The following is an 18,629-nucleotide window of genomic DNA, read 5'->3' as shown; positions in this document are numbered from 1 at the left end:
GCCCACCCGCCACCCTCCTCGCTGATCTTGCACTTTGTGCCCCACGGACGAGGCATTCGTCCCGAATGCCGGGGCACCAACTGCAAGATCGCCGAGGAGGGAGCGGTCAGGAGCGGGGGGCGGATTCGCGCAGGGAGAGGCGGTGAGGGGCGACCAGTTCTCGGGGTGGGGCGTCCCGGTCGGCGGTGAGGCGACCCGCCAGCAGCTCCACCGCCAGGCGGGCGATGCGCTCCTTGTCCGGGGCGACGGTGCTCAGCGTGGGGATCGAGAAGCGGCCGTCCTCGATGTCGTCGAAGCCGGCGACCGCGACGTCCTCCGGCACGCGCAGGCCGGCCTCGTGCAGCGCTCGCAGCGCGCCGAGGGCGAGCGTGTCGTTGAAGCAGAAGACGGCGTCGGGGCGTACCCCGGAGGTGAGCAGGTGCCGCATGGCCGCCGCGCCGTCCGCGCGGTGCCAGGCCGGCGCGGGCGCCACCAGGCTGTCGTCGTACCCGATGCCGGCCTCGGCCAGCGCGGCGGCGTAGCCCTCCAGGCGGAGTCGGGCGCTCGCGCCCTCGGGGGTGCGTTGCGAGCCGATCGCGGCGATCCGGCGGCGGCCGAGGCCGACCAGGTGGGCAGTGATCTCCCGGGCGGCGGCCACATTGTCGATCATGACGTGGTCGGCGGGGCCGTGGTCGACCCGTTCGCCGAGCAGCACCATGGGCAGGCCGTCGAGGCCGGCGAGGTCGTCGGCGGTGAGCGCGAGCGGGCTGAGGATCAGGCCGTCGATCATGTGGTCGCCGATCCCGCTGGCGGCCTTGCGCTCCTGCTCCGGGCCGCCGCCGGTCTGGTCGATCAGCACCGTCCAGCCGTGCTCGGCGGCGGCGGCGACGACGTGGCGGGCCAGCTCGGCGAAGTAGGGGATGTCGAGTTCGGGGACGGCCAGCGCGATCACGCCGGTGCGCCCCTTGCGCAGGTTGCGGGCCGAGAGGTTGGGCCGGTAGTGCAGCTCGGCGATGGCCTCCTCGACCCGGGCCCGGGTGTCGGCGCGTACGTGCTGGTAGCCGTTGACGACGTTCGAGACGGTCTTCACCGACACGCCGGCCCGCTCCGCCACGTCCTTGAGCCTGTGCCGCACTGAACTTCCTCCCCGCCGAGCACTCCGGGCGCACTCTACCGCGTCACGACGTCGTAACGACCTCTTTACACCACGGGTTACAACGTTGTAGAAACCAGGGACACGGTGACCGTGGTCACCCAGGAAGCAGCTCCGAGGGAAAGGTGGCATCCGTGCCGAACGCGCAGCTCACGGTCGACCCGGCGTTCCGGGTCGGCGAGGCCGACCGGCGGATCTTCGGCTCCTTCGTCGAGCACATGGGGCGATGCGTCTACGGCGGCATCTACGAACCCGGGCACCCGGACGCCGACCCGCGCGGCTACCGCCGCGACGTGCTGGACCTGACCCGCGAGATGGGCGTCTCGGTGGTCCGCTACCCCGGGGGCAACTTCGTCTCCGGCTACCGCTGGGAGGACGGTGTCGGCCCGGTCGGCGACCGCCCGCGCCGGCTCGACCTGGCCTGGAAGACGATCGAGACGAACGCGTTCGGGCTGGACGAGTTCATGACCTGGGCCGCCGAGGCCGGGGTCGAGCCGATGATGGCGGTCAACCTCGGCACGCGCGGCATGCCCGAGGCCTGCGACCTGCTGGAGTACGCCAACCACCCGGGCGGCACCCGGCTCTCCGACCTGCGTCGCGAGCACGGTGCGAAGGAGCCCTACGGCGTGCGGCTGTGGTGCCTCGGCAACGAGATGGACGGGCCGTGGCAGGTCGGGCACAAGACCGCCGACGAGTACGGCCGGCTGGCCGCCGAGACCGCTCGGGCCATGAAGATGATCGACCCCTCGATCAGCCTGGTCGCCTGCGGCAGCTCCAACCGGGGCATGCCCACGTTCGCCGGGTGGGAGGCGACCGTGCTGGAGCACACCTACGAGCACGTCGACTACATCTCCGCCCACACCTACTACGACCCCTCCGACGGCGACCGGGCCAGCATCCTGGCCTCCGCGGTCGACATGGACGCCTTCATCACCGAGGTGACCGCCACCGCGGATCACGTCGGCGCCAAGCTGCGGCAGAAGCGCAAGCTGAAGGTCTCCTTCGACGAGTGGAACGTCTGGTACCAGTCCCGCCTCCAGGCCGACCTGGACCGGCGCGGCTGGGTCGAGGCGCCGGCGCTGATCGAGGACGACTACACCGCCGACGACGCGGTGGTGGTCGGCGACCTGCTGATCACCCTGCTCCGGCACGCCGACCGGGTCGGGGTGGCCTGCCAGGCGCAGCTCGCCAACGTGATCGCCCCGATCCGCACCCGTCACGGCGGCCCCGCCTGGCGGCAGAGCATCTTCCACCCGTTCGCCCTCACCGCCCGCCACGCGCGCGGCACCGTGCTGCGCACCGAGCCGGTCGGCCCGACGTACCCGACCAAGCGGTACGGCGACGTGCCGGTGCTGGACACCGTCGCCGTGCACGACGAGGAGACCGGCGGCCTGGCCGTCTTCGCGGTCAACCGGGGCCCGGACGCCCTGCCGCTCGAGGTGGACCTGCGTGGCCTGCCCGGGCTGCGCGGCGAGGCGCACACCACGATCGCGGCCGGCGACGACCCGGCCGCCACGAACACCGAGACCGACCCCGAGCGGGTCACGCCCCGGGACCTCACCACCCCCACCCTCGACGGCGGCCGCTGCACCGTGGCGCTGCCCGCCACCTCCTGGAACCTGCTGCGTTTCGTCCCGCAGTCGTGACCGGGCAATACTCCAATTCCGTCCCCCAAGGAGTTCGCATGATCCAGAACGAGATGAGCCGGCGGCGCCTGCTCGGCCTCGGCGTCGGCCTCGGCACGGCGGCCTCGCTGACCCTCGCCGGGTGCGGTGGCGGCAGCAGCAGCCCCGACCGTGCGGGCTCGGCGGGTAACGGCGGCAAGGACTACACCGGTCCGAAGGTCGACCTGAAGCTGTGGAACGGCTTCACCGGCGGCGACGGCGACATCTTCAAGTCGCTGGTGCAGCAGTTCAACACCGAGCACCAGAACATCGCGGTCAGCGTGGTCACCTACCAGTGGGAGGACTACTACAGCAAGCTGCCCGGCGCGGTCTCCAGCGGCAACGGCCCGGACATCGCGGTCATGCACATGGACCAGCTCGCCACGTTCGCCGCCCGCGGCACGATCAGCGAGCTGGACGACGTGGCCAAGAACCTGGACCTCAACGAGGGCGACTTCGCCCCCACCGTGTGGAAGGGCGGCCTCTACAACTCCAAGCGGTTCGGCATCCCGCTGGACATGCACCCGCTGGGCTTCTACTACAACAAGGCCGTCATGCAGAAGGCCGGCCTGGACCCGAACAAGCCGCCGGCGACGAAGGACGAGTACACCGCCGCGCTGACCGAGCTGAAGAAGTCGGGCGTGCAGGGCTTCTGGGTCAGCCCGTTCCAGTTCACCGGCGGCATGACGTTCTACAGCCTGCTGCACCAGTGGGGCGGGAAGCTCTTCGACGACGAGGTGGCGAAGGCGACCTTCAACTCCGACCCGGCGGTCGAGGCGTGCACCTGGCTGGTCGACCTGATCAAGCAGGGCCACTCGCCGGCCAACGTCGGCCAGGACGCCGACTACCTGGCGTTCAAGAGCGGCAAGAACGCCTTCAACTGGAACGGCATCTGGCAGATCAACGACCTGAAGAAGAGCGCGAACGTGGAGTGGGGCATCGCGCCGCTGCCGCAGATCGGCACCCAGCAGGCCGCCTGGGCCAACTCGCACAACTTCACCATCGTCAAGCAGCGCTCGGCCAACGAGAACAAGGTCTCCGGCGCGAAGGTCTTCATCAACTGGCTCAGCGAGCACTCGCTGGACTGGGCCAAGGGCGGCCAGGTGCCGGCCCGCAAGGAGGTCCGGGACAGCGCCGAGTTCAAGGCGCTCACCGAGGTCAACGCGCTCGCCCCGGAGCTGGAGTACGCGGCGTTCCCGCCGGCCGTCCCCGGCCTCGGTGAGGTCGTCCTGACCTTCTACAACGCCTTCAACGAGGCGGCGCTGAACAAGAAGTCGCCGAAGCAGGCGCTCGACGACGGCGTGGCCAAGGCCAACAAGCAGCTCGAGGACAACCGCAAGAAGTACGGGAACTGATCCGTCGTGGCCGACGTGATCGAGGTCGGGGCGGCGCGTGACGGCGCGCCGCCCCCGGCGGGGCCGACCCGTCGCCGGGGCGCGACGCAGCGCGGCAACCGGGCGACGCCCTACCTCTTCCTCGCGCCCTACCTGATCCTGTTCGGCGTCTTCGGTCTGGCGCCGATCCTGTTCGGGCTCTGGATCAGCCTGCACCAGTGGGACCTGCAACTGCCCAACCGGACGTTCATCGGGCTGGACAACTACAAGGACCTGTTCTCCAGCGACTCGGCCATCTACGGGGACTGGTGGTCCAGTGTCCGGGCGACCGGGATCTTCACGCTGTTCTCGGTGCCGCTGCTGGTGGTCATCCCGCTGGGGCTGGCGCTGCTGCTCAACCGTTCGTTCCCCGGCCGTACGTTCTTCCGGGCCGCGTTCTTCGCCCCGTACGTGCTGGGCGTGGCGGTGATCGGCCTGCTCTGGCGGTTCCTGCTGGACGCCAACCTGGGCCTGGTCAACCGGCTGCTCGGCGCCGTCGGCCTGCCCTCGGACACGCCGTGGGTCACCGACGTGCCGTGGGCCTGGGTCTCGCTTGTCGGCGTGACCGTCTGGTGGACCTGCGGCTTCAACGCGGTGATCTACCTGGCCGGCCTCCAGGACATCCCGGCCGAGCTGTACGAGGCGGCGAAGGTCGACGGCGCCGGCGGGTGGGACCGGTTCCGCCACGTGACGATCCCCGGCCTGCGCCCGGTCATGCTCTTCGTCTTCACCACCACGATCCTCGCCTCGGCGAACGTCTTCGGGCAGGCATTCCTGATCACCCAGGGCGCGCCGGGCGAGCAGACCCGGACCGTGGTCTGGCGGATCGTGGACGAGGGCCTACGCGACTACGACGCCGGTCGGGCCGCCGCGATGAGCGTGTTCTTCGCGCTGATGCTGGCCGTGGTGAGCATCGTCAACTTCCGGCTGTTCCGCTACCGGGAAGACTGAGGGGCTGACCATGTCGAAACTGCGCCCGGTGGCGCGCTACGCCGTCCTGCTCCTGATCACCGCGATCTTCGTGACGCCCCTGGTCTGGATGCTGCTGACGTCGGTGAAGACCTACGACGCCGCGCAACAGGTCCCCCCGAGTTGGTTGCCGAACCCGTTCTCCACCTACGGCTACGACCAGATCCTGAACAGCACCGCCAACCCGGTGCTGCGCTGGTTCCTCAACAGCATGCTGGCGGCCACCCTGCACACGCTGCTGGTGCTGGTGACCGCGTCGATGGCCGCGTACGCCCTGGCCCGGATGCGGTTCCGCGGACGCGGCCTGCTGTTCGCGCTGATCGTGGGCACGCTGTTCCTGCCGCCCACCTCGCTGATCATCCCGAACTTCATCATCGCCGAGCGGATCAACTGGATCGACACGCTGACCGTGGTGATCGTGCCCGGCGCGGCGAGCGCGTTCGGGGTGTTCTTCCTGCGCCAGTTCTTCCTCTCCATCCCGGCCGAACTGGAGGAGGCGGCGGTGCTGGACGGGGCGAACCAGTGGCAGATCTTCCGCCAGGTGCTGCTGCCGCTGTCGAAGCCGGCTCTGGCCACGCTGGCGGTGCTGTCGTTCCTGACCAACTGGAACGACTTCCTCTGGCCGGTGTACGTGCTGTTCAGCCCGGAGCGGCTGACCCTGCCGGCGGGCCTGGGCCTGCTCCAGGGCGCGTACGTGACCGACTATCCGGTGATCATGGCGGGGGCGATGCTGGCCAGTGTGCCGGTGCTGATCCTGTTCGTGCTCGCCCAGCGGCACATCATCCAGGGCGTCTCCCGCAGCGGCCTGAAGGGATGACCGGGCGACTTCTCCGGCGCGGCGCGGCGGCCGTGGCCGCCGCGCTGCTCGCCGCCGGCTGCGGCAGCGGGTCCACCACCGAATCGAGTACGCCGAAGGACGCGAACGTGTTCACCAACCCGGTCGTCCGGACCGACGCTCCCGACCCGCAGGCGATCCGGGTGGGCGACACCTGGTACCTGTTCCACACCAACGCCGGCGGCCGGAACGTCCCGGTGCTCACCTCGCCCGACCTGGTCGAGTGGACCCCGGCCGGTGACGCGCTGCCGGAGCTGCCGGACTGGGCGGACGCGGGCAAGACGTGGGCGCCGGAGGCGATCCAGCTCGCCCCGGACCGGTTCGTCCTCTACTACACGGTGGCCGACCGGGCCTCGGGCCGGCAGTGCCTGGGCCGGGCGGTGGCCGAGACGCCGCTCGGGCCGTACGCGGACGACTCCGACAAGCCGCTGGTCTGCCAGCCGGACCTGGGCGGCTCGATCGACGCCAGCCCGTTCCGGGACACCGACGGCAGCCTGTGGCTGCTGTGGAAGAACGACGGCAACGCGATCGGGGTGGACACCTGGCTCTGGTCGCAGCGGCTCTCGCCGGACGGGCTGACGCTGACCGGCCCGGCGACGAAGCTGCTCAAGCAGACCGAGCCGTGGGAGGGCACCCTGATCGAGGGGCCGTTCTTCCACCGGCACGACGGAAAGCTGTTCCTGTTCTTCGCCGCCAACGCCTACGACAAGGAGACGTACGCCGAGGGTTACGCGGTGTGCGAGGGCCTGACCGGTCCGTGCGTGAAGGCGCCGGAGAACCCAATCCTGAAGAGCAACGACGTGGCGACCGGGCCGGGGCACGCCTCCATCGTCGAGCAGGACGGCCGCACCTGGCTGCTCTACCACGCCTGGCCGCCGGGCCAGGAGGGCACCACCGACCCGGGCCGGCAGGTCTGGCTGAACGAGCTGGTCTGGACCGACGGCAGGCCCTCGGTCCGCGGCCCGCTCCGCGAGGTCCAGCGGTAAGGCGGGGCCCCCTCTTAACACTCTGGTGTGAGAGGGGGCCCCTTCTATACAGGAGGCGTTAAGAGGGGGCCCCTCCTTACACCTCGGCGGGTTCGGGAGTGTCGTCGGCGTGCTCGCGGCGGGCCAGCCGGTTCTTGCGGTGCCCGTAGCCGAAGTAGATGATCGCGCCGAGCGCCATCCAGATCAGGAACCGCACCCAGGTCTCCACCGACAGGTTGAGGCTGAGGTAGAGGCAGGCCGCCGCCGTGACGATCGGCAGCACCGGCGAGAACGGCACCTTGAACGGCCGGTCCAGGTCGGGGCGCCGCTTGCGCAGGATCGGCACCGCGATCGCGACAAGCATGAACGCGCAGAGCGCGCCGATGCTCACCAGGTCGGCCAGCGCGGACAGCGGCAGGAAGCCGGCCAGCAGCGCGACCGCCACCGTCATGATCGCGGCGATCCGGTAGGGCGTGCCCCAGCGCGGGTGCACCTTGGCGATCGACGGCGGGATGAGCCCGTCCCGGGCGATGGCGAAGCCGATCCGGCCCATGGCCACCAGGTCGACCAGGATCACGCTGGTCAGGCCGGCGACGGCGGCGATGGAGACGAGCGTGGCGGCCCAGCCGGCGCCTACCGCCCGGAACGCGGACGCGATCGGCGCGCCCTCGTCGATCTCGGTGTACTTGACCATGCCGACCACGACAAGCGAGACGCCGATGTAGAGCACGGTGGAGATGACCAGCGTGCCGAGCAGGCCCAGCGGCAGGTCGCGCTTGGGCTTGCGGGTCTCCTCACCCAGGTTCGCCACGGCCTCGAAGCCGGTGTACGCGAAGAAGACCACCGCGGCGGCGGTGAGCACCCCGACGAAGCCGAAGACGGACGGCTCCAGCCCGAAGAGGGCCTGGGTGACCGGCTGCTTGATGCCGTCGTCACCGGCGCCGGCCGGCTCGCTGGACGGGATGAACGGGGTGAGGTTCGCCGCCTTCACGAAGAACAGCCCGGCGATGACCACGAAGGCGCAGATCGCCACCTTCACCAGCACCAGCACGTTGGTGACCCGGGCGGACTCGCGGATGCCGACGATGGCGACCACGCCGAGCAGCAGCACGATGCCGATCGCGCCGAGGTTGACGATGCTGCCCTCCTCGGCGAACCAGGCGCTGGGCAGGCCGAACAGGTCGGCGAGGTAGCCGGACCAGCCGCGGGCCACCACCGCCGCGCCGAGCGCGAACTCCAGCAGCAGGTCCCAGCCGATGATCCAGGCGACGATCTCGCCCATGGTGGCGTACGCGTAGGTGTAGGCGCTGCCGGCGGTCGGCACGCTGGCCGCCAGCTCGGCGTAGCAGAGCGCGGCGAGCAGCGCGACCACGCCGGCGATGCCGAAGGAGATCACCACGCCGGGTCCCGCGCTGTTCTTCGCCTCGACGCCGGTCAGCGTGAAGATCCCGGTGCCGATCACGATCCCGATGCCGAAGCCCATCAGGTCGAACGCGCCGAGGCGGCGCTTGAGTCCGGGCTTGCCGTCCTCGCCGTCGGCGTCGCCCTGGGCGAGCACGTCCTTGATCGGCTTGGTCCGCAGGACTGACATGGATCACCTCCCCCAACGGTGGCGAACCGCCAGGGTCGGCGGCCCGTGACCGGCCAAGCTACCCAGCCGTTCCGCCACCCAATCCCGTACCTCGGGTGTCGGAATGGTCACGATCCGCGAGGTGACCCCGCTCACCGCGCGCCGGGCGACGGACCTGGCGCATCGATCCGGGCCGGGGTCTTGCGCCAGGTCGGGATAGATGAAAGTTTCCTACCGGTGGCTTGAACTTTGCGGCAGATGTTGCCGTGGGCCGCCGTCCGCCCCCCGGACCCGACGAAGGGACCGCACACCGCATGAAGGCAACTCCGCTCAGGGCTGCCGCGCTCGCCGTGGCGCTGCTCGGCGCGCTGGTGGCAGGCGTTCCGGCGCAGGCCGCACCGAACGAGACGACATCCACCAACTCCACCGACTGCGTGACGAACCCGGCGACTCCCAAGCGGCAGTTCCGGGCCATGTGGATCGCCTCGGTGACCAACATCGACTGGCCGAGCAAGGACTCCTGGACCGCGCCGGACCAGGTGGCCAAGCAGAAGGCGGAATACCTGGGCTGGCTCGACCTGGCCCAGAAGCTCAACCACAACGCCGTCGTGGTTCAGGTCCGCCCCACCGCTGACGCGTTCTGGCCCTCGCCGTACGAGCCGTGGTCGGAATACCTGACCGGCGTGCGCGGCAAGAACCCCGGCTGGGACCCGCTGGCCTTCCTGGTCGACGAGTCGCACAAGCGGAACCTGGAGTTCCACGCCTGGTTCAACCCGTACCGCGTCTCCATGCCGGCCCCCGGCGGCGCCGGCGCCGACGTGTCGCAACTCGCACCGGACAGCCCGGCCCGGGCGCACCCGGACTGGGTCTTCGCCTACCCGCCGGCCGGCGTCGCCGGCAGCCGGCTCTACTACAACCCCGGCATCCCGGCGGTCCGCGAGTTCGTCCAGACCGCGATGATGGACGCGGTCAACCGGTACGACGTCGACGGCGTGCACTTCGACGACTACTTCTACCCCTACCCGAGCGGGACCTACCAGGTGCCCGACGACGCCACGTTCGCGCAGTACAACCGCGGGTTCACGGACAAGGCCGACTGGCGGCGGGACAACATCAACCTGCTCGTGCGGGAGATGAACGCCAAGATCAAGGCGGCCAAGCCGTGGGTGAAGTTCGGGGTCAGCCCGTTCGGCATCTGGCGCAACGCGTCGGCCGACCCGAACGGCTCGGACACCACCGGCTCGCAGTCCTACGACATCATCTCCGCCGACACCCGTAAGTGGATCAAGGAGGAGTGGATCGACTACGTGGTGCCGCAGCTCTACTGGTACATCGGCCAGTACCCGGCCGCCGACTACGCCCGGCTCGTGCCGTGGTGGGCGGAGCAGGTGCGCGGCACCCACGTCCAGCTCTACATCGGCCAGGCCGACTACAAGAGCGGCGACCCGGCGTACGGGTCGTTCTGGATGAACCCGCAGGAGCTGTCGAACCACCTGACGCTCAACCGGTCGTACCCGGAGGTGCTCGGCAACGTGCACTTCTCGGCGGTGCAGGTCCGGGCCAACCGGCTCGGCGCCACCGACATCTACGCCGCCGAGCACTACTCCCGGCCGGCGCTGGTGCCGAGCATGACGCACCTGCCGCACAAGCCGCTGCTCTTCCCGGTGGTCACCAAGGCCCGGCGGGAGGCGGACGGGGTACGGCTGAGCTGGCGGCAGCCCGCCGACGGCAAGGGCCCGCTCGGCACCGCCACCTCGTACGCGATCTACCGGTTCGACGGCACCGGCCTGGCCGGTCGGTGCGACTTCGCCGACGCGTCCCACCTGGTCGGCACCGTCCGGGCCACCGACGGCGCCACCCAGTCCTGGGTGGACACCACGGCGGCCGAGGGCACGCGCTACACCTACTACGTGACCGCGCTGGACCGACTGGCGAACGAGAGCCCGGCGAGCCCGCCGCGCTTCGTCCGCTGACCGGTGACGCCCGGGGCTCCCGTCGGGGAGCCCCGGGCGTTCCCGCGCGGTCTCAGCCGGCCCGGATGAGCCGCACCTCCAGACCGATCTCCCCGTCCCGGTGCACCTCGGCGCCGCCGAACGCGCTCGCCTCGGCGAGCCGGACGAAGGCGTCGGCGGTGACCGCCCGCCGGCGCAGCATCCGCAGCGCCGCACGGGTCCAGAAGGCGTCCAGCCGGCCCACCCCCATCCCGGCCACCTCCCGCGCGATGTCCGCCGCCGACGCGTCGGCCCGCAGGTCGTGGATCACCGCCCGGCCGCCAGGCCGCAGCACCCGGTGCATCTCGTCCAACGCCCGCACCGGGCGGACGAAGTTCTTGAACGCCGCCTGGCAGACCACCAGGTCGAACGTGCCCGCCGGGAACGGCAGGTCGTGGACGTCGCCCTGGCGGAAGTCCACCGCCACGCCCGCCCGCCGGGCGGCCTCGTCGGCCAGCGCCACGAACGTCCGACTGACGTCCAACCCGGTGATCCGGTACGCCCCGAGCCGGGCCACCTCGATCGCCAGGTAACCCGGGCCGGGTGCCACCTCCAGCACCGCCGCCCCCTCGGGCAGCCCGTCGGCCAGCGCGGCGGCCTGCCGGCGGTACCCGGCCACCTGGGCCGCCGAGCCGCGGTTGCGGGCGTACCAGCGGGCCGCCGCCCCCTCCATCTCGGGCATCACCTTGCGCTTGGGCGCGCGCAGATCCTTCGTACCCATCTCTTCCTCCGTCTCGATTCGTGCGGACACGAACCGACCCGGGGACGGACGCCCGGTTATCGTTGCGGTTGCCACCTTGCGGCCGGGTCGCCGTTCCCGCGGTATCGGTTCGCAGGTCAGGGCCCCGGCGGCGGTGTTACCGCACCCCGCCGGGGTCCGTGGGTCAGTGCTCCTCGGTCCCCCTCTCCGCCGGTTCCGCCCACTCGGGCGGCATGGCGCCGGTCTCGTGCCAGGCCCGCCAGGCGGCCAACCCGGGCAACGAACCGGTGGTCAACTCGTCGAGCAGCCCGCGCACCCAGGTCGCCTCGGCCTCCCGGACGGCCAGGTCGTACTCGGCCTCGACGAGGAAGAGCCGGGGCACCTCACGGGCGTGCCGGGCCAGCTCCGCCCGCTGCGCGTCGAGCTGCTCGGTCAGCCGGTCGAGGCGCCGGCGCAGCAACTCGGTCGCCTCGGCCGGGTGGAGCGCGCCGAGCACCGACAGGCCCGCCTCGAACCGCGGCTGCTCCCGCTCCGGCACGGCGACCAGCTCCCGGGTCCAGTCCACGAGCTCGGTCCGCCCGGCGTCGGTGATCCGGTAGACGGTCCGCTCCGGACGCCGCCCCTGCCGGCCGCTCTCCACCGACTCGACCAGACCGTGCCGCTCCAGGTTCGCCACCACCGTGTAGAGCGAGCCCCACTTGATCGGCATGTCCTGGTCCTTGCCGCGCGCGCGGAGCACGGTGGCGATCTCGTACGGGTGGCGCGGGCGCTCGACAAGCACGGAGAGCACGGCGAGCGCCAGCAGGTTGCCGACCCGGCGTCGCTTCGGCACGGCCGACTCCTCGCATCCGATTACTCGTAGGCGAGCATATGCGGCCTCTCGCCGGGAGTCATTCGTCTGTTTGGGCGGATGTCAGCAAGTGGCTGCCCCCACCATCCCCCGACGTCACCGCATTGATCGACAATCTTCGAAATCCGGAGATCCCGGAGCGGCCGACCCGACGCCGACCACGCGGAGGTCCCCCCATGTCCCGACGCCTCGCCACCACCCTCGCCGCCGGCATGATCGCCCTGCTCACCATGCTCGGCCTGGCCTCACCGGCCGCCGCCGCGGTGAGCACCCAACAGAAACTCTCGGTGCTGTCCAGTTGGACCCAGACCAGCGCCAGCAGCTACAACGCCTGGAACAGCGCCCGGCTCAACCGGACGCCCTGGGTCGAGTACGGCTTCGACTGGTCCACCGACTACTGCTCGTCCAGTCCGGACAACCCGCTCGGCTTCTCGTTCAACCTCTCCTGCTACCGGCACGACTTCGGCTACCGCAACCACAAGGCCATGGGCATCTTCTCGGCCAACAAGTCGCGGCTGGACAGCGCGTTCTACGCGGACCTCAAGCGGGTCTGCGCCACCTACAACGCCGTCGTCCGGCCCGCCTGCTACAGCCTCGCCTGGACCTACTACCAGGCGGTGAGCGTCTTCGGCTCGGTCGCGGCCGTGCAGCAGTCCGACATCGACCGCGCCGCGCGGATGAAGGCCGACGCCGAACGTCGCGCCGCCGCCCGGAGCTGACCCGCCGCCGGGGAGTTCGCCCGTCGGGCTCCCCGGCCGCGGTTCCGGCTCAGCCCGCGGTGCTGCGCGGTTCCGCCGCCGGCCGCGAACCGGACGGGCCGAACCAGAACGAGTCCGCCGTCAGATCCGGATGCTCGACGTGCAACGCCATCGCCGCCGCCTCGTCCAGCCGCAGCCCCGCCCCCGCGCCGTACGCCGCGTCGAACGCGTCGTCGCCCAGGGCCCGACGCAGCTCCGCCTGCCGGGCCAGCCAGTACGGCTCGAAGATGCCCGGCGTCGCCCGCAGGCTCGCCCGGGTGGCCTGCGCGGCGCCGAAGAGCCGGGCCGCGGCCACCGCGTCGCCGGCCAGCGCGCAGCGCACCGCGATCGCGTTGATCGTGTCGCAGGCCCGACCCAGATAACCGTGGCTCATCCGGGACCGCAACGCCACCAGCAGGTGCTCGTGCGCCGCGACCAGGTCACCCCGGCCCAGCGCCACCATGCCCAGCAGCATGTCCACCGACCGGCGACCCCGCTCCACCGGACGGCCCGCCTCCACCGGACGGGCCGCGCCGAGCACCTCGGCCGCCTCGTCCAGCGCGCCCCGCCGCCAGAGCAACTCGGCCAGGTTGTAGACGGCGAGCAGCGCGTCGTCCACCACGTCCTGCGCGTACGCCCAGTCGAGCACCTCACGGCAGACCCGCTCCGCCTCCGCGAACTGACCCATGTCGACGAGCGGCGCGGCGCGCCCCGCCAACACCCGGGCCAGCAACCCCAGGTCACCCGCCTGCCGGGCGGCCGCCTCGGCCCGCTGCGAGTAGCGCAACTCCTCGGCGAACTCCCCGTCCGCGCCCGCGTGCAGCGAATGCATGTGGTAGGCGGCGGCCAGCTCGGCCTCCGGGATCTCCTCGCCGGTCTCGGCGATCCGACCGTAGAGCCGGAACAGCCAGAGCCGGCCCTCCCGGGCCAGCCCGCGCTCGCGCCACCACTGGTCCAACCCGCCGGCCAGGTACAGCCCCGACCGGGCGCTGCCGCCGGTGGCGCACCACCGCAACGCGGCCCGCAGCTCACCGGCCAGCGGGTCCAGCGCGTAGAGCGACAGTGTCACCGGCCGGCCGTCCGGACCCAGGTGCGCCCGGTCCAGCGCGTGCCGGGACCAGGCCACGTGCCGGTCCCGGGCGGTCTGCTCCTCGCCGGCGGAGATCAGCCGGCGGGCCGCGTACGCCCGGATCGGGTCCAGCATCCGGTAGGTGCTGCCCGAGGCGTGCGGCTCGGCCAGCACCATCGACTTGTCCACGAGCACCGACAGCGGATCCAGCGGATCCTCGTCCAGCAACCACTGCACGGTCGGCAGGTCCACCGGGCCGGCGAAGACCGCCATCCACCGCAGCAGCCGGGACGAGCGGGCGCCGAGCGTCCGGTAGGACCAGGTCACCGTGGCCTGGATGGTCAGGTGGCGCTCGCTTGCCGAGCGCTGCACCGCCCGCGACGCCGGGGTCGGCGGGGCGGACCCGGTCGCGGCGGCCACCAGGTCGACCGTGTCCTGCTGGTTGCCGCTCCAGCCGGCCTCCACCGGCGGCGGCTCGGCCGAGTCGCGCCCCGCGTCCAGGGTGCCCAGCATGTCGTCGAGCCGCTCCGCCAACTGCCCGGCGGAGAGCACCCGCAGCCGCGCCGCGGCCAGCTCGATGGCGAGCGGCAACCCGTCCAGCCGCCGCACCACCCGACGCAGGTCCTCCTGCTCGGTCACCTCCGGCGGCCGGCCGCCCCGGGCCGCGGCGGTGCGGTCCAGCAGCAGGGCCACCGCGTCGCTGCCGCCGACCCCCGGGCCCTCGTCCACCGACAGCGGCGGGATCCGCCACACCACCTCGCCCGGCACCCCGAACGACTCCCGGCTGGTCGCCAGCACCCGCACCCCCCGGCCGCCGGCCAGCAGGCGGCTGATCACCTCGGCCGAGGCGGCCGGCTGGGCGTCACAGGTGTCCAGCACGACGAGCATCCGGCGCGGACCCGCGTACTCGACCAGGGTGTCGACCATCGGTCGGCCCGGCTCCGGGCGGAGCCCGAGCACGGCGGCGATCTCGAACGCGACCAGGCCCGGGTCGGTGACCGCGGCGATGTCGACGAACCACACCCCGTCCGGATAGTTCTCGACGATCCCGGATGCCAGCTCCACCGCCAGCCGGGTCTTCCCCGCGCCGCCCGCGCCCAGCACCGTCACCAGCCGGTAGGCCTCCACCAGCCGACCCAGCTCGGCCCGCTCGAAGTGCCGGCCGACGAACGAGGTGACCTGGGTGGGCAGGTTGTGCGCCGCCGCGTCGGCGGTGCGCGGACGCGGGAACCGCCGCTCCAGGCCGGGCGCGACGAGCTGGAACAGCCGCTCCCGGTCGTCGAACCCGCGCAGCCGGTGCAGGCCCAGGTCGAGCAGGGACGCGCCGTCGGGCAGCGGATCGGCGTGCCGGGCGGTGGCGGCCGAGCAGAGCACCTGGCCACCGTGCGCGGCGGCGGCCACCCGGGCCGCCCGGTGCACCTCAGGGCTGGCGTACTCCCCGTCGCGCGGCTCCGCGTAACCGGTGTGCAGGCCCATCCGGACCCGGGGGGTGGCATCGGGATTCGGCCAGTCGTGCGCGGCGAGCGCGCGCTGCGCGGTCAGGCAGGCGCGCACCGCGGCGGCCGCGTCCGGAAAGGCGAGGAAGAACGAGTCGCCCTCGGTCAGCAACTCCGCGCCGTCGGTGCCGGTGAGCGTGTCGCGCAGCAGCCGGCGGTGTTCCGTCAGCACCGGCCGGTAGACCGGGCCGAGCATGCGGGCCAGCCGCGTCGAACCCTCGATGTCGGTGAACACGAAGGTCACCCACCCGCTGGGGAGGTGGATCCGTTGCGACATACGTCGAACCTCCGCCCGCTGACGTCGGGTTTCATGCTGCCCTATGATCGCCTCGTCACGCATCGTGAGAACGGTCGGGCAGATTCCGACCAAACGTTCCCACGAACGGCGCGCGCCCCGCAGCCCGGTCAGCAGCCGCAGGCGCCACCACAGCAGCCGCCGCCACCGGCCGGGGCGGGCGGGCCGCCGACCGGTCCGGCACCGCCCCGCCCACCGGTGAAGGCCACCGTGGAGAGCAGCTTCACCGTGTCGGCGTGGCCCTGCGGGCAGGTGGCGGGCCGGCCGGCCTCGGCCATCGGGCGGTTGACCTCGAAGGTGTCACCGCAGGCGCGGCAACGGAACTCGTACCGGGGCATGCCGCCAGCGTACGGCCGGGCCTGACGCCGTCGCACGGATGGGTGATACTCGTCGGGTGGTGGACGGCGAACGGCGACCGACGGTCCGGCCCCTGCGACCCGCCGCGCCGCCCGACGGCGGCGCCGGGCCGGTCCCCCGCCCCCGACGAGGCAGGTCCACCGATCCCGCACCGGGGTCCACTCCGGAGCCCGCCCCCGAACCGGCCGCGACGGCCGGGGCGAACGCCCGCCCCGGAGCGGACGCGGAGCCGCCGCCCGGCGCGACCGCCGGCAACGCGGGAGACGGCCGACCGACCGCAGAGCCGAGCGGCGCGAGGCGGGCTGGGGCGAGCACCGACGCCGCCGCGGAGCCGGACGACGACGCCGCCGCCACCGCGAAGCGTGAACCGGAGGACGGCGCCACCGCGGAGCGCGAGCCGAAGGACGACTCCACCGCGGAGCGCGAGCCGAAGGACGACGACACCACCGCGAAGCGCGAGCCGAAGGACGACGCCGCCGCGAAGCGCGAGCCGAAGACGGAGGACGACAGCGAGGCGACGGCGGGCGACGGCACGGACGCGAAACCCGCTGTGGTCGGCGGCGGGCCGGCGGCCGGCCGGCGGCGGCGGGTGCCGTTCGCGCACGCCGGCCCGGTGCGGCCGCGACAGCTCGCCGTGGGCGCGGCCCGGGCCACCCGCGCCTGGTCCCGGCGACCGAGCGGGCGCACCACCGTGCCGGCGCTGTTCCTGCTGGTCCTGGTCGGTGCCGCCGTCGCGGCCGGCGCGGTGCTGGTGCCGGCCGCCGTGCGCAAGCCGGAGCCGGTCGCCGTCGAGGCCACCAGCGCCGCGCCCGTCCAGACCGTGCCGCAGACCGGTGCCGTGCCGGGGCTCACCGGAGCGCCCGGTCCGAGCGGGCTCCCCGCCACCGTCGGCCCGACCGGCACCCCGCCGGCCGGCCGGCCGACCGCCAACCCGGCCCTGCCGACCGGACGCCCGGCCGACGCGCTGGCGGGCTGGGCGCAGCGGGTCGCCGCCACCACCGGCATCCCGGCCGTGGCGGTGCAGGCGTACGGCTACGCCGAACTGGTGCTCGCGCAGAGCCAGCGCGGTTGCCGGTTGAGCTGGACCACGCTCGCCGCGATCGGCTACGTGGAGTCCCGGCACGGCTCGTTCGGCGGGGCCACCCTGCTGCCCAGTGGCCTCACCTCGAAGGAGATCCTCGGGTCGCCGCTCGACGGGCAGGGCGGCCGCTCCCGGATCCTCGACACCGACCAGGGCCGGCTCGACGGCGACACGACCTACGACCGGGCCCTCGGTCCGATGCAGTTCATCCCGAGCACCTGGCAGGAGATCGGCGCGGACGCCGACAACGACGGGGTGAAGAACCCGCACGACATCGACGACGCGGCGCTGGCCGCGGGCGAATACCTGTGCAAGGGCGGCCGCGACCTGACCGTCCCGGGAGACTGGTGGGGCGCGATCCTCTCCTACAACGATGTGCGGCGTTACGCTCAGGAGGTCTTCACGAAGGCCGACGAGTACGGACGCACGAGCGGCACGTGACGTGACGGCGCGCGTACATTCGCGGACTCAACCCTTCCCCCGAGCTGCGGTTGACGGCAAGCTAGACGGGTGATGGTGCGCGAGTGGGACCCTCGGACCGCGTCGTCCGCCGAGATCGCGTCGCTGCTGGACACGCTGAACGCGGTCCTGGCGGCTGATCTTCCGCAGGATCCTCCCTGGCGGGCGAACTCCCTGCGGGAATACCTCTCCGAGGTGATGCCCGGCGAACGACGGATCTCCTGGGTCGCCCAGGACGACCCGGCGCCGGACGGCACCCCCGGCGCGCTCATCGGGCACGTGCACGTGCTGCTGCTCGGCGGCATCGGCGTGCTGGAGGTGCTGACGCACCCGGCCCGGCGACGCACCGGGATCGGGCGTGAGCTGGTGCGGGTGGCCGCCCGTCGGGTCTGGGACGAGGGCTTCCAGTCGATCGGCGTCGAGGTGGTCGGCGACACCCCGGCCGTCGGGTTCTACGAGGCGCTGGGCTTCACCCGCGAATACGTGGAGACGCGCAGCGTGCTCGACCTCGCCGCGGTGGACTGGCCGGCGCTGACCGAGATGGCCACCGAGGTGGGCGCCGGCTACCACGTCGAGTTCTGGCCGGGCGGGCCGCCGGACGAGCTGATCGAGGCGTACGCGCGGGCGAAGGCCGAGGTGCGCGACGTGGACGACGTCGAGCTGCGGCCCAGCTCCTACGACCCCGAGCGGCTCCGCGACAGCCTCGCCACGCTGCACCGGCGGGGCATGAAGCCGTACATCGTGCTGGCCCTGCACGAACAGACCGGCGAGGTGGCCGGGTTGACCGAGGTGGTGGTGCCGGCACAGCACCCGACCCGCGCCGACCAGTACGACACCATCGTGGTCCGCGAGCACCGCGGCTACGGCATCGACCGGGCCATCAAGGCCCGGATGCTTCTGGAGCTGCGCTCGGCCGAGCCCGAGGTGGCCGAGGTGCAGACCTGGAACGCGCAGGTCAACGAGTCGATGCTCAAGGTCAACGCGGAGCTGGGCTACCGGCCCGACCGCGACTGGTGCGAATACGGCGTCGACGTCGGCGAGCTGGTGCACCGACTGGACAGTCATCGCTGACCCCTGTTCACCAAA

General features: G+C 72.2%; 15 protein-coding genes. 9 read left to right on the top strand and 6 right to left on the bottom strand.

Annotation, left to right across the window (positions count from 1 at the left end; translation table 11 throughout):
- Positions 1–106: 106 nt before the first annotated feature.
- Complete coding sequence (locus ACIA5A_RS00755) at positions 107–1,114, bottom strand: LacI family DNA-binding transcriptional regulator (RefSeq protein WP_396755091.1); 1,008 nt, start codon at positions 1,112–1,114, stop codon at positions 107–109.
- A gap of 152 nt (positions 1,115–1,266) precedes the next feature.
- On the opposite strand from ACIA5A_RS00755, the gene ACIA5A_RS00750 reads away from it, so the two are divergent.
- Genes ACIA5A_RS00750 through ACIA5A_RS00730 form a run of 5 tightly spaced genes read left to right on the top strand, consistent with a single transcriptional unit; the run spans position 1,267 to position 6,959 of the window.
- Positions 1,267–2,778 carry an alpha-N-arabinofuranosidase gene (locus ACIA5A_RS00750; RefSeq protein WP_396755089.1) on the top strand — a complete coding sequence of 504 codons (1,512 nt, stop codon included), beginning with the start codon at positions 1,267–1,269 and terminating at the stop codon, positions 2,776–2,778.
- Between the two features lie 38 nt (positions 2,779–2,816).
- Positions 2,817–4,151 (top strand): ABC transporter substrate-binding protein, encoded by a 1,335-nt coding sequence (locus tag ACIA5A_RS00745; RefSeq protein WP_396755087.1) that lies wholly within the window; start codon positions 2,817–2,819, stop codon positions 4,149–4,151.
- Between the two features lie 6 nt (positions 4,152–4,157).
- Positions 4,158–5,120, top strand: coding sequence for a carbohydrate ABC transporter permease (locus ACIA5A_RS00740; RefSeq protein WP_396755085.1), 963 nt, complete (start codon positions 4,158–4,160; stop codon positions 5,118–5,120).
- A 10-nt stretch (positions 5,121–5,130) separates the two neighbouring features.
- Entirely contained in the window at positions 5,131–5,955 is an 825-nt protein-coding gene (locus tag ACIA5A_RS00735) for a carbohydrate ABC transporter permease (protein WP_396755083.1), read from the top strand.
- Positions 5,952–6,959 carry a glycoside hydrolase family 43 protein gene (locus ACIA5A_RS00730; RefSeq protein WP_396755081.1) on the top strand — a complete coding sequence of 336 codons (1,008 nt, stop codon included), beginning with the start codon at positions 5,952–5,954 and terminating at the stop codon, positions 6,957–6,959. The genes ACIA5A_RS00735 and ACIA5A_RS00730 overlap by 4 nt, the downstream gene beginning before the upstream one ends.
- 76 nt (positions 6,960–7,035) lie before the next feature.
- Here ACIA5A_RS00730 and ACIA5A_RS00725 read toward each other — a convergent pair whose 3' ends face one another.
- A complete protein-coding gene (locus tag ACIA5A_RS00725; RefSeq protein ID WP_396755079.1) occupies positions 7,036–8,529 on the bottom strand; it encodes an amino acid permease in 1,494 nt (497 codons plus the stop codon).
- 293 nt (positions 8,530–8,822) lie between these two features.
- Between ACIA5A_RS00725 and ACIA5A_RS00720 the strand changes: the two genes are divergently transcribed.
- Positions 8,823–10,481 carry a family 10 glycosylhydrolase gene (locus ACIA5A_RS00720; protein WP_396755077.1) on the top strand — a complete coding sequence of 553 codons (1,659 nt, stop codon included), beginning with the start codon at positions 8,823–8,825 and terminating at the stop codon, positions 10,479–10,481.
- A gap of 52 nt (positions 10,482–10,533) precedes the next feature.
- Here ACIA5A_RS00720 and ACIA5A_RS00715 read toward each other — a convergent pair whose 3' ends face one another.
- A complete protein-coding gene (locus tag ACIA5A_RS00715) occupies positions 10,534–11,220 on the bottom strand; it encodes a class I SAM-dependent methyltransferase (RefSeq protein ID WP_396755075.1) in 687 nt (228 codons plus the stop codon).
- Between the two features lie 163 nt (positions 11,221–11,383).
- Positions 11,384–12,031, bottom strand: coding sequence for a PadR family transcriptional regulator (locus tag ACIA5A_RS00710; protein ID WP_396755073.1), 648 nt, complete (start codon positions 12,029–12,031; stop codon positions 11,384–11,386).
- 194 nt (positions 12,032–12,225) lie between these two features.
- Here ACIA5A_RS00710 and ACIA5A_RS00705 point away from each other — a divergent pair, with 194 nt between their 5' ends.
- Positions 12,226–12,768, top strand: coding sequence for a phospholipase (locus ACIA5A_RS00705; protein ID WP_396755071.1), 543 nt, complete (start codon positions 12,226–12,228; stop codon positions 12,766–12,768).
- A gap of 49 nt (positions 12,769–12,817) precedes the next feature.
- Here the strand turns inward: ACIA5A_RS00705 and ACIA5A_RS00700 are convergent, their stop codons facing one another.
- Together ACIA5A_RS00700 and ACIA5A_RS00695 are read right to left on the bottom strand one after the other, a co-directional pair.
- Positions 12,818–15,628, bottom strand: coding sequence for an ATP-binding protein (locus ACIA5A_RS00700; protein WP_396755069.1), 2,811 nt, complete (start codon positions 15,626–15,628; stop codon positions 12,818–12,820).
- A 128-nt stretch (positions 15,629–15,756) separates the two neighbouring features.
- A complete protein-coding gene (locus ACIA5A_RS00695) occupies positions 15,757–15,984 on the bottom strand; it encodes a zinc ribbon domain-containing protein (RefSeq protein WP_396755067.1) in 228 nt (75 codons plus the stop codon).
- A gap of 38 nt (positions 15,985–16,022) precedes the next feature.
- On the opposite strand from ACIA5A_RS00695, the gene ACIA5A_RS00690 reads away from it, so the two are divergent.
- Both ACIA5A_RS00690 and ACIA5A_RS00685 read left to right on the top strand, forming a co-directional pair.
- Positions 16,023–17,525: a lytic murein transglycosylase gene (locus tag ACIA5A_RS00690; RefSeq protein ID WP_396755065.1), complete on the top strand. Its 1,503-nt coding sequence runs from the start codon at positions 16,023–16,025 to the stop codon at positions 17,523–17,525.
- Between the two features lie 72 nt (positions 17,526–17,597).
- Positions 17,598–18,614, top strand: a complete 1,017-nt coding sequence (locus ACIA5A_RS00685; RefSeq protein WP_396755821.1) for a GNAT family N-acetyltransferase — start codon at positions 17,598–17,600, stop codon at positions 18,612–18,614.
- The last annotated feature ends 15 nt before the right edge of the window (positions 18,615–18,629 follow it).

The organism is Micromonospora sp. NPDC051300, assembly GCF_044455315.1.
GTDB lineage: Bacteria > Actinomycetota > Actinomycetes > Mycobacteriales > Micromonosporaceae > Micromonospora > Micromonospora robiginosa.
The sequence above is the reverse complement of the archived record's forward strand: the minus strand, read 5'-3'. Positions and strand labels throughout refer to the sequence as shown.